General features: G+C 64.0%; 12 protein-coding genes. 3 read left to right on the top strand and 9 right to left on the bottom strand.

Annotated elements, in window-relative coordinates; genetic code table 11:
• Window positions 1-37: 37 nt before the first annotated feature.
• The 3 genes from OO306_RS17775 (at window position 38) to OO306_RS17785 (ending at window position 4,750) form a co-directional block, all read left to right on the top strand.
• On the top strand, window positions 38-1,594 hold the full coding sequence (locus OO306_RS17775; protein WP_265969488.1) for a flagellar hook-length control protein FliK: 1,557 nt from the start codon (window positions 38-40) through the stop codon (window positions 1,592-1,594).
• Complete coding sequence (locus OO306_RS17780) at window positions 1,591-1,929, top strand: EscU/YscU/HrcU family type III secretion system export apparatus switch protein (protein ID WP_265969489.1); 339 nt, start codon at window positions 1,591-1,593, stop codon at window positions 1,927-1,929. The genes OO306_RS17775 and OO306_RS17780 overlap by 4 nt, the downstream gene beginning before the upstream one ends.
• A gap of 82 nt (window positions 1,930-2,011) precedes the next feature.
• A complete protein-coding gene (locus OO306_RS17785; RefSeq protein WP_265969490.1) occupies window positions 2,012-4,750 on the top strand; it encodes a DUF6543 domain-containing protein in 2,739 nt (912 codons plus the stop codon).
• Between the two features lie 247 nt (window positions 4,751-4,997).
• On the opposite strand, the gene OO306_RS17790 is transcribed toward OO306_RS17785, so the two are convergent.
• The 9 genes from OO306_RS17790 to OO306_RS17830 all read right to left on the bottom strand — a co-directional run bounded on the left by OO306_RS17790 (window position 4,998) and on the right by OO306_RS17830 (window position 13,544).
• Complete coding sequence (locus OO306_RS17790; protein ID WP_027593003.1) at window positions 4,998-5,393, bottom strand: DUF2802 domain-containing protein; 396 nt, start codon at window positions 5,391-5,393, stop codon at window positions 4,998-5,000.
• Between the two features lies 1 nt (window position 5,394).
• Window positions 5,395-5,874, bottom strand: coding sequence for a chemotaxis protein CheW (locus OO306_RS17795; RefSeq protein ID WP_003254393.1), 480 nt, complete (start codon window positions 5,872-5,874; stop codon window positions 5,395-5,397).
• Window positions 5,875-5,916: 42 nt separating this feature from the next.
• A complete protein-coding gene (locus OO306_RS17800) occupies window positions 5,917-6,792 on the bottom strand; it encodes a CheW domain-containing protein (RefSeq protein ID WP_085272507.1) in 876 nt (291 codons plus the stop codon).
• A complete protein-coding gene (locus tag OO306_RS17805; RefSeq protein ID WP_265969491.1) occupies window positions 6,792-7,580 on the bottom strand; it encodes a ParA family protein in 789 nt (262 codons plus the stop codon). Before OO306_RS17805 ends, OO306_RS17800 begins: the two co-directional genes overlap by 1 nt.
• Before the next feature lie 175 nt (window positions 7,581-7,755).
• Window positions 7,756-8,601 carry a flagellar motor protein MotD gene (gene motD, locus OO306_RS17810; protein ID WP_186679668.1) on the bottom strand — a complete coding sequence of 282 codons (846 nt, stop codon included), beginning with the start codon at window positions 8,599-8,601 and terminating at the stop codon, window positions 7,756-7,758.
• A gap of 2 nt (window positions 8,602-8,603) precedes the next feature.
• The gene (locus OO306_RS17815) at window positions 8,604-9,344 is read right to left on the bottom strand and encodes a flagellar motor protein (protein ID WP_027593007.1); all 741 of its coding nucleotides are present in this window, start codon (window positions 9,342-9,344) and stop codon (window positions 8,604-8,606) included.
• Complete coding sequence (locus OO306_RS17820; protein WP_186679667.1) at window positions 9,344-10,477, bottom strand: chemotaxis response regulator protein-glutamate methylesterase; 1,134 nt, start codon at window positions 10,475-10,477, stop codon at window positions 9,344-9,346. The genes OO306_RS17815 and OO306_RS17820 overlap by 1 nt, the downstream gene beginning before the upstream one ends.
• Window positions 10,478-10,523: 46 nt before the next feature.
• Window positions 10,524-12,743 (bottom strand): chemotaxis protein CheA, encoded by a 2,220-nt coding sequence (locus tag OO306_RS17825; RefSeq protein ID WP_099428647.1) that lies wholly within the window; start codon window positions 12,741-12,743, stop codon window positions 10,524-10,526.
• Between the two features lie 12 nt (window positions 12,744-12,755).
• On the bottom strand, window positions 12,756-13,544 hold the full coding sequence (locus OO306_RS17830) for a protein phosphatase CheZ (RefSeq protein ID WP_027593010.1): 789 nt from the start codon (window positions 13,542-13,544) through the stop codon (window positions 12,756-12,758).
• Between the last annotated feature and the right edge of the window lie 19 nt (window positions 13,545-13,563).

The following is a 13,563-nucleotide window of genomic DNA, read 5'->3' on the forward strand; positions in this document are numbered from 1 at the left end:
CTGCCAAGAGGGCGGGTTCGACAGGTTGTATACAATCATGACTGAAATCAATAGTCTCGGCGCACAAACCGCAATCAGCGCCCAGGCCATCAAGGCGGGCATGACCGGCGAACCGCTGCGCCTCACGCAAGCGCAACCCGGCTTGCTGGCCCCGGGCGAAACGGCGCAGGCCGAGGTGTTGTCGATGCGCCAGCTGGGCCGGGAATTCCAGCTCGTGCTGCGGCTGATGCAGGCCAACGGCGCCCAGACCCAGCTGCAAGCCAGCGCCAGCCAGCCCCTGCCCCCGGGCAGCCAGGTCACGGTCAGTCAAACCGAAGGCAATCGCCTGGCCATCCTGTTGCAACAGGCCAGCACCAGCAACATCGCCACCCTCACCCGCCTGGACACGGCCAAGGTACCGGTCGGCACCCTGCTGCAAGGCAAGGTCCTGACCAACCAGCCCATCCTTCAAGCGCAGGGCCAGGCCGCCGGTTACCGTTCGCTGGTCAGCCTGCTCAACAGTGCCCAGGCCGGCGCCACCCTGACCATCGACAGCCCACGCCCGCTGCCAGTGGGCAGCCTGCTCAGCGCGCGGGTGCAAGGCGACCAGTCGCTGCAATTCGTGCCACTCAGTGGCCGGCAAGACCAGCTGAGCATCGCCCAGCAACTGCTCACCCAGCAAAACCGTCAGGCCTCGTTACCGGGCCTGCTCAGCGCATTGCAACGGCTCGCCCGCGACCCCGGCGCCGACGGCGATTTGCGCGCGACCGCCGACCGCGTGCTCGCCGGCCTGCCGGACGCGCGCCAGCTCGGCGATGCCAAGGCCGTCGCCCAGGCCCTGAACAACAGCGGCGCCTTCCTCGAGGCAAAGCTGCTGGGCGGCCTGCCAGCAAGCGTCGCGACCGACCTCAAGGCGCACCTGCTCAGGTTGGTAACCCAGGCCTCGGTCACCACACCCGGCGCACCAGCCCTAGCCCCCAGCACCTTGGCCCTGACAATGCCGGCCTTGGCGCGCGGGGCGCTGGGCATGCTGGACCGAGTCAGCCCGAAACCCCAGCCTGGGGCGTTTCCGCTGCCCTCACGGCTGCTCAAGGCCATGGAAGACGAAGGTGACCTGCAACAACTGCTGCGCCTGGCCGCGGCGGCTGTCTCGCGCCTGCAAAGCCACGCCATGAGCAGCCTGCAACAAACTGGCACGCTTGAAAACGGCAACCTGCAAACCACCTGGCAGACCGAAGTCCCCATTCGCCATGGCCAGGAGTTCATCCCGCTGCAGGTCAAGCTGCAACGCGAGGAAACGCCGCAGCAGCAAGCCGACCGCCAGCAGGAATCGCAAGACCCGCTGCAGGCCCTGTGGCGCATCGAGCTGGCCTTTGACCTCGCGCCGCTTGGCCCGCTGCAAGTCCAGGCCCAGTTGAGCCAGGGCCGCTTGAATGGCCAGCTGTGGGCAGAACGTGAACCCACCGCACGGCTGATCGACAGCCAGCTCGGCACCCTGCGCGAGCGCCTGCTGGCCCGCGGCCTGGACGTCGGCGACCTGGAATGCCACCCCGGCATCCCCCCTCAAGGCCCCCGCACGCGGGTCGAACAACGCTGGGTGGACGAAAACGCATGACCCTCAAAACACCCCGCCAGGCCATTGCCCTGAGCTACGACGGCCAACAGGCACCCACCCTCAGCGCCAAGGGCGACGATGCCTTGGCCGAAGCCATCCTCGCCCTGGCCCGCCAACACGAGGTGCCGATCTACGAAAACGCCGAGCTGGTGCGCCTGCTGGCCCGGCTGGAGCTGGGCGATCAGATACCCGAGGCGCTGTACCTGACCATCGCCGAGATCATTGCCTTTGCCTGGCAACTGCGCGGCAAGGTGCCGCCAGGCTTTGACGATTCCGCCAAACCCGAGCGTGACGTCACCGAGCTGTTGCCGCGCCTGCCCGGCAAGTCGGGCTGAACCGCCCGGCAAGCATTATCTACCGTCGCACCCTGGCCCTGTCGGTCGATCCTGTGGTTTTTCCCGAGCCACGGAGACCGACATGCCGACCACCCACATCAACGCGGCTGGCGTGCAGTACGTACGCAACCACCTAGCCACCCTGCCCCGACCCGACCGCGACGCCAAGCAGGCCATCCAGGACTGGCTGGCGACACAAGGCGTGCACCTGGACCCCGACCAGGTCGAGGTGGTGACGCTGCACATACACCCGGCCGGAGCCACCCAGTACCAGGCACAGGTAGTGCAGCGTGTGAGCCTGACGCAAGCCGTGCTGATGAACTGGCAAGGTGAATCCAACAACGACTTTTTCGGCGGCCTGTTCAAAGCCCCCTGGGCCGGCAGGCTGCCCGAAGACGGCCCAATCACCTGTGTCGAGCACCTCCCAGCACAACCGCACGTCGACAACGGGGCCTGGTATGAGGTGTTCAACGGCCTGTTCACGCGGACCGAACCTGCCCGCTACGACCACTCGACGCTGCTGAACGTGCGCGCCGAAGCCCTGCAGCGTCACATCGAGGCTCTGGACTTCCACACCCGCTACAAGGCGTCACTTGACGCCTATTGGCACGACCAACTGCCCAGCTACCGCCTGTGCTGCAAACTCAACTTCCTTGCTGCCTGCAACAAGCAGATCGGCGACGGCAGCCTCAGCGACGCCGCGCGCCAGCTGGCCTGGCGCGCGGCCGATGTCATCCCACGCGGCAAGGGCCTGCGCCTGAGCACCCTGAGCATTTACGGCTACGCATCCACGGACCTGCTGTACATCAACGACAGCCACAGCGACCTGACTTTGCTCTATGTACCCGGCAACAGCTCGCCCCTGCTGGAATTCGCCAGCGAAGCCCTGTTGAAGGATTGGGTCGGCCAACAGTGCAAGGACGCCACCCGGCGCCAGGCGCTCAAGCAACACTTTCGCTTGGCCGATGGCCCCCAAGGTATCGACTTCAGCGGCCTGGACACCGCCCTTGAAGGCTTGGGCGAATACCCACGCAGCCATCGCCTGCCACCGGAACATGGCTTTTTCAACGACGACGGCACCTGGCCCCCGCGCACCTATGTCAACTACCGCCCCGGCAAGTACAACCCGCGGATCACCGGCGATTTGTTCCATGCCATGGCCTTGCGTCAGCGGCAGCGCTGCTACGACGATGCCGATTTCATCATCACCAGCAACAGCGAGATCAGCAAACGCAAATGGCGCAGCTACCTCAACAGCACGCTCAACCTGCTGGCGCCGCTGACCTTCGTGGTGCCTGGCCTGGCGCCCTTGCTGGCGCTGGGCGGTATCGTGCAACTGGGCCTGGGCCTGGACCAAGCCATCAATGGCAAGACCCTGCACGACAAGCTCGACGGCATCGGCAACATCACCTATGGCCTGCTCAATGCAACGCCGCTGGCACTGGAAGCAGTGGCCAAAGGCAAGGGCCTGCTGCGTTTCGAGCAGGACGGCTTCGTCGCCCCGCGCCGGGTGAACGAGCAGTGGGGTTACCCGCTGAGCCCTTCCGACCCACCGCATTTGCCCCCGGTGGATGTCGCGCCCTACTTCCACCGCCCTGCTCCCATCGCGCCACTACCGGACGGCGATGCCGCAGTGGCCAACTCTATACGGCGCTACCCGCGGTACACCGGCGACACCGATCGTATGATCAGCTATTGGGAGGAGACGCCGGATTACCCGCAAGAGCTTGAATTGGTTTATGACATGAAGGCCGACCTGTTCATCACCGAGGAAGGCACCAATGAGGTAGACCCGACCTACTTCGAAGCCGAACCGCTCACCGGCAACATGCGCCCCGCCAACCCCGAAGGCCGGGCCGTCACCGACCCGATGCGCATGGCATCACTGCGTGGCCTGGGTATCGACCTGCAACTGCCCGTGCAGCTTCCCAGCCCGTTCCCAGCGGGGGCCCGCCCCATCCCGCAACGGATTACATCGCTGTGGGTAGGCGACAAGACGCTTGGCCCCAAGTTGCTTGAGACGTTGGCTGGCAATGCTCGGCGCCTGCAAGAAGGCCCGTACCAGTACCGGCTGTACTTGTCCAAGGCAAACCCGCAGGCCTATGCGCACAACGTCGGCAAACTGGCCAGCAAGGTGCCGGGGCTGCAGGTACTGCCATTGGAGGACCAGGCGTTTTTCAAAGCCTTCGAGCGAAGTCAGTATTTCAGCCATTACCAGGCAGCGATCGAGGGCAATAATGGCGTGGCCACCAACTTCTCTTCCGCGTCGGACGTGTTGCGCTACCCGATGCTGCACGCCGAAGGTGGGCTGTACATGGACGTCGATGACGAACTACTGGGTCAAGGCGCACACGCGGTGATCGATGATGTGGTGCTGGCGACCACCGATGACGGGTTGCTCCTGCATCCGCCCATGTCCAATCAGAAACTGGGCATGAACACTCTGTATAACACCAGCATGATTGGCAGCCATGCCGGCAACCCGACCTTGCTGGCGATATCGGAAGAGATGCAGGCGCGTTTTCTCGCCGACCCGGACTTCTACCGGGCGCGGCCGACCTTGGCCAGCGACCCGCGAGGGTTCTATGCGTACGCCAAACGCCTCAGCCACATCACCGGCCCGGCGATGCTCAGCGCCGTGACCGACCGCTTGCTGCCCGACCTGTACCTGATTCGTCAGCTGTACAACCTGTACGCGATGCCACGCATCAACAGTTTTCTGTATGTCGACATGGAGGCCTTGCGCCTGGTCTGGCATGACCGCTTGCCGCTCAATCGCCTGGCCAAGGTGGGTGGCATGCATTCCTGGGCTACCACCTAAGGTGTGAGCCATTGGGGCTGCTGTGCAGCCCTTCGCAGCACAAGGCTGCTCCTACAAAATGGCGCTGTACCTGTAGGAGCAGCCTTGCGCTGCGAAGGGCCGCAAAGCGGCCCCAAGGACCACCGCACATTCTGTAGGAGCAGCCTTGCGCTGCGAAGGGCCGCAAAGCGGCCCCAAGGACCACCGCACATTCTGTAGGAGCAGCCTTGTGCTGCGAAGGGCCGCACAGCGGCCCCAAGGATTCAGCTCACTCGGTGCGGTGCAACTTGCTCATCAACTCCGCCTCGGCCTGGGTCAGGCCGCAGGTCTCGGTCAGCTCGGACACGCTCGCCCCCATGCCGACCAGCTTGGCCGCCTGGCTGAAGGTGACGCTGCTGGGGTCACGCTGCTCCAGCCGCTCCAGCCGATCCGGCAAGGTGGCCAACGTCTCGCGCACGTCTTGGATAGCCTCACCCATGCGCACGGTACCGTTCTGGTAGTCGTCCAGGCGCTTGGCCAGGTCCTTGATACGCTGATCACGCAGCGCATCGCCCGCAGCCTGTTGCGCCGCCAGCTCGCGCTGGCGCTTGGTGTGGTTGAGGAACATCCACACACCCAGCGCCCAAAGCAGCGCCAGGAAGATGACAGCAACCTCAAGGATCAACTCAGATGTTCTCAAGCTCGGACCACTCTTCCTCGGTCATCATCTTGTCCAGTTCCACCAGGATCAGCAGCTCGCCGTTCTTGTTGCACACGCCCTGGATGAACTTGGCCGATTCTTCGTTACCCACATTCGGCGCCGTCTCGATCTCGGACTGACGCAGGTAGACCACCTCGGCAACACTGTCGACCAGGATGCCGACCACTTGCTTGTCCGCCTCGATGATGACGATACGGGTGTTGTCGGTCACCTCGGTCGGCATCAGGCCAAAACGCTGGCGGGTGTCGATCACCGTCACCACATTGCCACGCAGGTTGATGATGCCTAGCACGTAGCTCGGCGCGCCCGGTACCGGGGCGATCTCGGTGTAGCGCAGCACTTCCTGCACCTGCATGACATTGATCCCGTAGGACTCGTTGTCCAGACGGAAGGTTACCCATTGCAGGATCGGATCTTCGGAACCTTGTGCGGACGACTTTTTCATTCCCCTACCCCTCAAAATCCGCGCTAGGCGGTGTGTTCGGTGTCATTTGTGTTTGGCGTGCATCTGCTTGACTGCGCCGCTGGCGATCAGCTCGGCCAGTTCGGCGACGTCAAGCAAGGCACACATGTGTTCGATCACCGTGCCGGCCAACCAGGGGCGCTGGCCACGCTGGCTGCGCCACTTGATCTCGGACGGGTCCAGGCGCAGGGAACGGCTGACCTGGTGCACGGCCAGCCCCCATTCATAGCCCTGGACCGAAATCACATACTGCAGGCCCTGGCGAAAATCGTCGCGGTAGCGGTCGGGCATTACCCAACGCGCGGTGTCGAGGACCTTCAGGTTGCCGGCCTGGCAGGTCAGGATGCCAAGAAACCAGTCCGGTTGGCCGAACAGCGGCGTCAGCTCCTGGCCGGCCAGGTTGTAGATCGAGCCCAGGCACACCAAGGGCACCGCCAGGGTCAGCCCGGCGACGTCGAACAGCAGGCACTCGAACGGCTCCGCGGCCCAGGCCGGGCGGCCATCGATGCTTGCTGGCGGCACCGGCAGGTTCGGCGCAGGCAGGTGCACATCCACCACCGGCACCGCCGGTTCTACCGCGGGCGCTTCGATCAGCACCGGGATGCTGGCCTCGGCCACTACTTGCTGCTCGACCACCGCCACCACCGGTTCTTCCACCGGCAGCACGCTGGGCAGCACCTGTAACCGCGGCTCGGCAAAGGGCCGGGGCGCCGCGAGGGTGGCCTGGGCAGGCTGGCGTGCATCACGCGCCTGCTCCTCACGCACCGCGTCGGCGAAGTCTTCCGGTGCCGTCGGCAGCTCGAGCAGGTCGTCGGCCTCGGTGGCCTCTTGCAACAAGCCATCGAGGTAGGATTGCAGGGCCATCTGCGGCCGCGTGCTGGTTTGCCGTGTCTGGGTCATCAGGCCACCTGCACTGCGGTTTGGTAGGTCAGTAAATGCTTGAGCAGAGCCCGGTAGGCAATCAGCCCACGGCTCTTACCATCGAACTGCGAAGGCGTCACGCCCTTGCGGCTGGCATCGCGCAAGCGCGTGTCGACCGGGATGTAACCCTGCCAGACATGCTGCCCATAGGTGTCGCGCAGCAGTTTGAGCGTGCCCAGGGAGGCCTGGGTACGGCGGTCGAACAGGGTCGGTACGATTTGGTAAGGCAAGGCCTGTTTACGCGAACGGTTGACCATGGCCAGGGTCCCGACCATGCGCTCCAGGCCCTTGACCGCGAGGAATTCGGTCTGCACTGGGATCACCAGTTGCTGGCTCGCGGCCAGGGCGTTGACCATCAGCACGCCGAGCAAGGGCGGGCTGTCGATCAAGGCAAAGTCGAAGTCTTGCCACAGCTGCGCCAGACTCTTGGCGATCACCAGCCCCAGGCCGTTCTTGCCCGGCGACTGGCGCTCCAGCACCGCCAGCGCAGTGCTCGATGGCAACAGCGAAATACGCTCGTCGCTCGTCGGCAGCAGCAATTGCCCCGGCAAGCCCTCGGGCACGCTGCCCTGGTGCAGGAACAGGTCATAGCAGCTGTGTTCCAGCGCATCGGGGTTGTGCCCGAAATAACTGGTCATCGACCCGTGCGGGTCGAGGTCGACGACGACCACGCGCTTGCCCGCCTCAGCCAGCAGGCCAGCCAGGGCGATGGTCGTGGTGGTCTTGCCGACGCCACCTTTTTGATTGGCTACTGCCCAGACTCTCATAGGACAACTCTTGACTCATAAATTTAGCGCCCACCCTTGTGGGAGCGGGCTTGTCCCGCGAACACGGGCGTAGCCCGTGCCATCCACCACGTCGCCTGCTTCGCGGGGCAAGCCCGCTCCCACAGGTACCGCGCTCAGCAAGCAAGACAACACGCAGTGACGGAGAATTGACGAGTTACTGACTCGCCGTTGCCGGTGCACTTTGTGTGCCAGCACGGCGCAACGCCGCATCCGGCGTGGCATTGGCGCTACCTGTGCCAGTCAGGCTGCGGCGCACTTCGAGGTTGCGCGAAATCACCAGCACCACGCGGCGGTTGCGCGCACGGCCTTCGGCACTGTCGTTGCTGGCGACCGGCTGATACTCGCCATAGCCCACCGAGGCCATGCGCGCCGGGTTGACCCCTTCCATGGCCAGCAGGCGGACGATGCTGGCCGCCCGTGCCGACGACAGTTCCCAGTTGGTCGGGTACTGCGCGGTACGAATCGGCAGGTTGTCGGTAAAGCCTTCGACATGCACCGGGTTGGCGAACGGTTTGAGGATGTTCGCCACCTTTTCGATGATGTCGAAGGCCTTATCGCTGGGCATGGCATCACCGCTGCCGAACAGCAGCGAGGAACTGAGCTCGATTTCTATCCACAGCTCATTGCCGCGCACGGTCATCTGGTCGGTCTTGATCAGGTCACCAAAGGCGTCGCGCACGTCGTCGCTGATGGTCTTCAGCGGGTCGACGTTGGTCTGCGCCAGGCCCGCTTCGGTCTGCTCGCTGTCCCTGACCAAAGGCTCGGCCGGGCGCACGCTCAGCGGCTGCTCATCACCGATGGGGATCGGCTTCATGCTCCGCTCGGGGTCGTTGAACACCCCGAGCAAGGCCTGCGAAATGACCTTGTACTTGCCCTCGTTGATCGAGGAAATCGAGTACATGACCACGAAAAACGCGAACAGCAAGGTGATGAAGTCGGCGTACGACACCAGCCAGCGCTCGTGATTCTCGTGTTCCTCGGTATGACGACGGCGGCGCATGGTTACTCCATGAAGCCTTGCAGCTTCAGCTCAATCGAGCGCGGGTTTTCACCCTCGGCAATCGACAGCAGGCCCTCAAGCAGCATCTCGCGGTAGCGCGACTGGCGCATGACGATAGCCTTGAGCTTGTTGGCGATCGGCAACAGGATCAGGTTGGCGCTGGCCACGCCGTAGATGGTGGCGACGAACGCCACGGCGATGCCGTTACCCAGCTGCGACGGGTCGGCCAGGTTGCCCATCACATGGATCAGGCCCATGACCGCGCCGATGATGCCTATGGTCGGGGCGTAGCCACCCATGCTCTCGAACACCTTGGCGGCCTGGATGTCACGGCCCTCCTGGGTCAGGAAGTCGACTTCAAGAATGCTGCGGATGGCTTCAGGCTCGGCACCGTCGACCAGCAACTGCAGGCCCTTGCGCGCATAGGGGTCGGGCTCGGCATCGGCCACCCCTTCCAGGCCCAGCAGGCCCTCTTTGCGCGCCGTCAGGCTCCAGTTCACCACCCGGTCGATACCGCCCGCCAGGTCGACCCGGGGCGGGAACAGGATCCAGCGCAAAATCTGCAAGGCACGCTTGAAGGCCGACAGCGGCGACTGCAACAGCGCCGCCGCCAAGGTGCCGCCCAGCACGATCAAGCCCGCCGGGCCATTGATCAGCGCACCGACATGCCCGCCTTCGAGGAAGTTGCCGCCGACAATCGCGACAAACGCCAGGATCAGGCCGATCAGGCTTAGCACGTCCATCAGACGCAGGCCTCGACCAGGTGCTTGCCGATCTCGTCCAGGCTGTACACTGCGTCGGCCAGGTTGGCCTTGACGATGGCCATGGGCATGCCATAGATCACGCAGCTGGCTTCATCCTGGGCCCACACGGTACTGCCGCCCTGCTTGAGCAGGCGCGCGCCTTCACGGCCGTCGGCGCCCATGCCGGTGAGCACCACCGACAGCACCTTGTCGCCGTACGACTTGGCGGCCGAGCCGAAGGTGATGTCCACGCACGGCTTGTAGTTCAGGCGCTCGTCACCCGGCAGGATCTTCACCGTGCCACGGCCGTCGATCATCATCTGCTTGCCACCCGGGGCCAGCAGCGCCAAGCCTGGGCGCAACAGGTCACCGTCCTCGGCTTCCTTCACGCTGATCTTGCACAGCTTGTCCAGGCGTTCGGCAAACGCCTTGGTGAAGGCCGCTGGCATGTGCTGGATCAACACGATCGGCGCCGGGAAGTTGGCGGGCAGTTGCGTCAGCACCCGCTGCAGCGCCACCGGGCCGCCCGTGGACGTACCAATGGCCACCAGCTTGTAAGGTTTGCGCTTGGGTGCCGGGGCATGTGCCGCGGGCGCTGCGGCCGGGGTGCGCACCGGCGGTGCCGTGCGCGCCGGGGCCGAGGCCGGGCTTGCGAAGCTGCTGGTCGGCGCATGGCTGCTGCTGGTAGTGACCGGCGCAGCGGCAGGTGCTGGGTTGTAACTGCCGAAACGACGATTGCTGCGCGACAGGGTATGCACCTTTTCGCACAGCATCTGCTTGACCTTCTCGGGGTTGCGCGAGATGTCTTCGAAGTTCTTCGGCAGGTAATCCACCGCACCGGCATCCAGCGCGTCGAGGGTCACCCGGGCGCCTTCATGGGTCAGCGAAGAGAACATCAACACCGGCGTCGGGCAGCGCTGCATGATGTGCCGCACTGCGGTGATGCCGTCCATCATGGGCATTTCGTAGTCCATGGTGATGACATCGGGCTTGAGCGCCAGCGCCTGGTCGATTGCTTCCTTGCCATTGGTCGCGGTACCCACTACCTGGATCGTCGGGTCCGCCGAGAGGATTTCCGAGACACGGCGGCGGAAGAAACCGGAATCATCCACCACCAGGACCTTGACTGCCATAAACACTCCATTAGGCGGCGCAACCCGCCAGGGCGCGCCACCGAAATCAAATACGCCGCGCGGCGTAACGCTTGAGCATGCTCGGAACGTCGAGGATCAACGCGATGCGACCGTCGCCGGTGATCGTGGCCCCGGACATGCCCGGCGTGCCCTGCAGCATCTTGCCCAGCGGCTTGATTACCACTTCTTCCTGGCCCACCAGTTGATCGACGACAAAGCCGATGCGTTGGGTGCCGACCGACAGGATCACCACATGGCCCTCGTGCTGCTCTTCGTGCACCTGGCCCTGGACCAGCCAGCGCTTGAGGTAGAACAGCGGCAATGCCTTGTCGCGCACGATCACCACTTCCTGGCCATCGACCACGTTGGTACGCGAGAGGTCAAGGTGGAAGATCTCGTTGACGTTGACCAGCGGGAAGGCGAAGGCCTGGTTGCCCAGCATCACCATCAAGGTCGGCATGATCGCCAGGGTCAGCGGCACCTTGATGACGATCTTCGAACCCTGGCCCTTGGCCGAGTAGATGTTGATCGAGCCATTGAGCTGGGAAATCTTGGTCTTCACCACGTCCATGCCGACACCACGGCCAGACACGTCAGAGATCTCGGTCTTGGTCGAGAAGCCCGGGGCGAAGATCAGGTTGTAGCAGTCCGACTCGCTCAGACGCTCGGCGGCGTCCTTGTCCATCAGGCCCTTTTCCACGGCCTTGGCGCGCAGGATGTTGGGGTCCATGCCCTTGCCGTCATCAGAGATCGACAACAGGATATGGTCGCCTTCCTGTTCAGCCGACAGCACCACCCGGCCCGTACGCGCCTTGCCGGTGGCTTCACGCTCGTCGGGCATCTCGACGCCATGGTCGACGGCGTTGCGCACCAAGTGCACCAACGGGTCGGCCAGGGCCTCGACCAGGTTCTTGTCGAGGTCGGTTTCTTCACCGACCAGCTCCAGGTTGATCTCTTTCTTGAGCTGGCGGGCCAGGTCGCGAACCAGGCGCGGGAAGCGGCCGAAGACTTTCTTGATCGGCTGCATGCGGGTCTTCATGACCGCGGTCTGCAGGTCGGCGGTGACCACGTCGAGGTTTGACACGGCCTTGGACATGGCCTCGTCACCGCTGTTCAAGCCCAGGCGCACCAGGCGGTTACGCACCAGCACCAGTTCGCCGACCATGTTCATGATCTCGTCCAGGCGCGCAGTGTCGACGCGCACGGTGGTTTCCGCCTCGCTGACCGCATGTTTTTCTGCCGCTGGGGCGGGCGCGCGAGGCGCAGGTGCGGGCTTGCTGGCAGCTGCTGGGGCGGCGGCTGGAGCAGGTGCCGGTTTGGCCACCGGCTTGCTCTCGACCTTGGCGGCGACAGGCGCTTCGACCGCGACCGCGTCACCCGAGAACTTGCCCTTGCCGTGCAACTCATCAAGCAAGGCTTCGAACTCGTGCTCGCTGATCTCGTCACTCGTTGGGCTGGCCGCTGCAACGCTTTGCGGCGCTGCCGCTGCTGGCGCATTGGCGGCCGGCAAGGCATCGGCCTGGAAGGTGCCCTTGCCGTGCAACTGATCGAGCAGCGACTCGAACTCTTCATCGGTGATTTCATCGCTGACCGGGGCCGCAGCGCTGGCCACAGGCTCAGCGGCGACTTCCGCGCTGAACTGGCCTTTGCCATGCAACTGGTCGAGCAACGATTCGAATTCGGCGTCGGTGATTTCGTCACCGGCGCTGCTGACGGTTTCGCCTTGCATCTGCTCATCGGCAGCGGCCTGGGCCTTGACCGCGTCGAGCGAGTCGAGCAGCTGCTCGAATTCGCTGTCGGTGATGTCTGGCTCTTCGGCAGGCGCCGCGGCGACCGGCTCGGCTGCAGCCGCAGGCGCTGCGACTGCGTCGGCAGCAGCAGGCTCGGCCAGGCGCGACAACGCCGCCAGCAGTTCTGGGGTAGCGGGGATGACCTCGCTGCGCTCGCGGACCTGGCCAAACATGCTGTTGACCGTGTCCAGCGCCTCCAGCACCACGTCCATCAATTCGGCGTCGACCCGGCGCTCACCTTTGCGCAGGATGTCGAACACGTTCTCGGCGATATGGCAGCACTCCACCAGCTCGTTGAGCTGGAGGAAGCCGGCGCCCCCTTTTACAGTGTGGAAACCGCGAAAAATGGCATTGAGCAGGTCGGCATCATCCGGTCGGCTTTCCAGCTCGACCAGTTGCTCGGACAGTTGCTCAAGAATTTCGCCGGCTTCTACCAGGAAATCCTGAAGGATTTCTTCATCGGCGCCGAAGCTCATTAAACGTGCTCCTTAAAAACCCAGACTGGACAGCAGATCATCGACATCGTCCTGACCGGACACGACGTCTTCACGCTTATCGGCATGAATCTGCGGACCTTCACCCCGAGTCGGATGTTTTTCTTGATCTTTTTCAGCACGCAGCTGCTGGTGGTCATGTTCGATACCGGCAAAACGGTCGACTTGACTGGCCATCAGCACGAGCTTGAGCAGGTTGCTTTCCACCTCGGTGACCAGCGCGGTGACCCGCTTGATCACCTGCCCGGTCAGGTCTTGATAGTCCTGAGCCAGCAGAATGTCGTTGAGGTGGCCTGAGACCTTGCGGTTACCTTCAGCGCTGTGCGTCAGGAAACTGTCGACGCGTTTGACCAGGTCACGGAATTCCGGCGCGGCCACTTCGCGGCGCATGAAGCGCTGCCAGTCCACGCTCAGGGCCTTGGCCTCACCCGCCAGGTCGTTGAGCACTGGCGTGCTCTCCTCGACCAGGTCCATGGTGCGATTAGCGGCACCCTCGGTCAGCTTGACCACATAGGACAGGCGCTCGGTGGCGTCGGTGATCTGCGAGACCTCCTCGGCCTGCGGCATGTGCGGGTCGATCTGGAAACTGACGATCGCACTGTGCAGCTCACGGGTCAGCTTGCCGACTTCCTGATACAGGCCGCGGTCGCGGGTCTGGTTCAGCTGATGAATCAGCTGCACCGCCTCGCCGAAGCGCCCGCGTTCCAGGCTCTCGACCAGCTCCTGGGCATGCTTCTTCAGGGTCGATTCGAACTCCCCCAAAGACGTTTGTGATGAATCCATGGCGCGCCCCCTGACGTGA

Origin of the sequence: Pseudomonas sp. DCB_AW (genome assembly GCF_026240895.1) — a bacterium.
In the GTDB taxonomy this organism is placed as follows: Bacteria; Pseudomonadota; Gammaproteobacteria; order Pseudomonadales; family Pseudomonadaceae; genus Aquipseudomonas; species Aquipseudomonas kermanshahensis.

Bases quoted from the DNA above. Each gene is read 5' to 3' on its own strand.
- OO306_RS17775 (WP_265969488.1), top strand. From the start codon at position 38: ATGACTGAAATCAATAGTCTCGGCGCACAAACCGCAATCAGCGCCCAG.
- OO306_RS17780 (WP_265969489.1), top strand. From the start codon at position 1,591: ATGACCCTCAAAACACCCCGCCAGGCCATTGCCCTGAGCTACGACGGC.
- OO306_RS17785 (WP_265969490.1), top strand. From the start codon at position 2,012: ATGCCGACCACCCACATCAACGCGGCTGGCGTGCAGTACGTACGCAAC.
- OO306_RS17795 (WP_003254393.1), bottom strand. From the start codon at position 5,874: ATGAAAAAGTCGTCCGCACAAGGTTCCGAAGATCCGATCCTGCAATGG.
- OO306_RS17800 (WP_085272507.1), bottom strand. From the start codon at position 6,792: ATGACCCAGACACGGCAAACCAGCACGCGGCCGCAGATGGCCCTGCAA.
- OO306_RS17805 (WP_265969491.1), bottom strand. From the start codon at position 7,580: ATGAGAGTCTGGGCAGTAGCCAATCAAAAAGGTGGCGTCGGCAAGACC.
- motD (WP_186679668.1), bottom strand. From the start codon at position 8,601: ATGCGCCGCCGTCGTCATACCGAGGAACACGAGAATCACGAGCGCTGG.
- OO306_RS17815 (WP_027593007.1), bottom strand. From the start codon at position 9,344: ATGGACGTGCTAAGCCTGATCGGCCTGATCCTGGCGTTTGTCGCGATT.
- OO306_RS17820 (WP_186679667.1), bottom strand. From the start codon at position 10,477: ATGGCAGTCAAGGTCCTGGTGGTGGATGATTCCGGTTTCTTCCGCCGC.
- OO306_RS17825 (WP_099428647.1), bottom strand. From the start codon at position 12,743: ATGAGCTTCGGCGCCGATGAAGAAATCCTTCAGGATTTCCTGGTAGAA.
- OO306_RS17830 (WP_027593010.1), bottom strand. From the start codon at position 13,544: ATGGATTCATCACAAACGTCTTTGGGGGAGTTCGAATCGACCCTGAAG.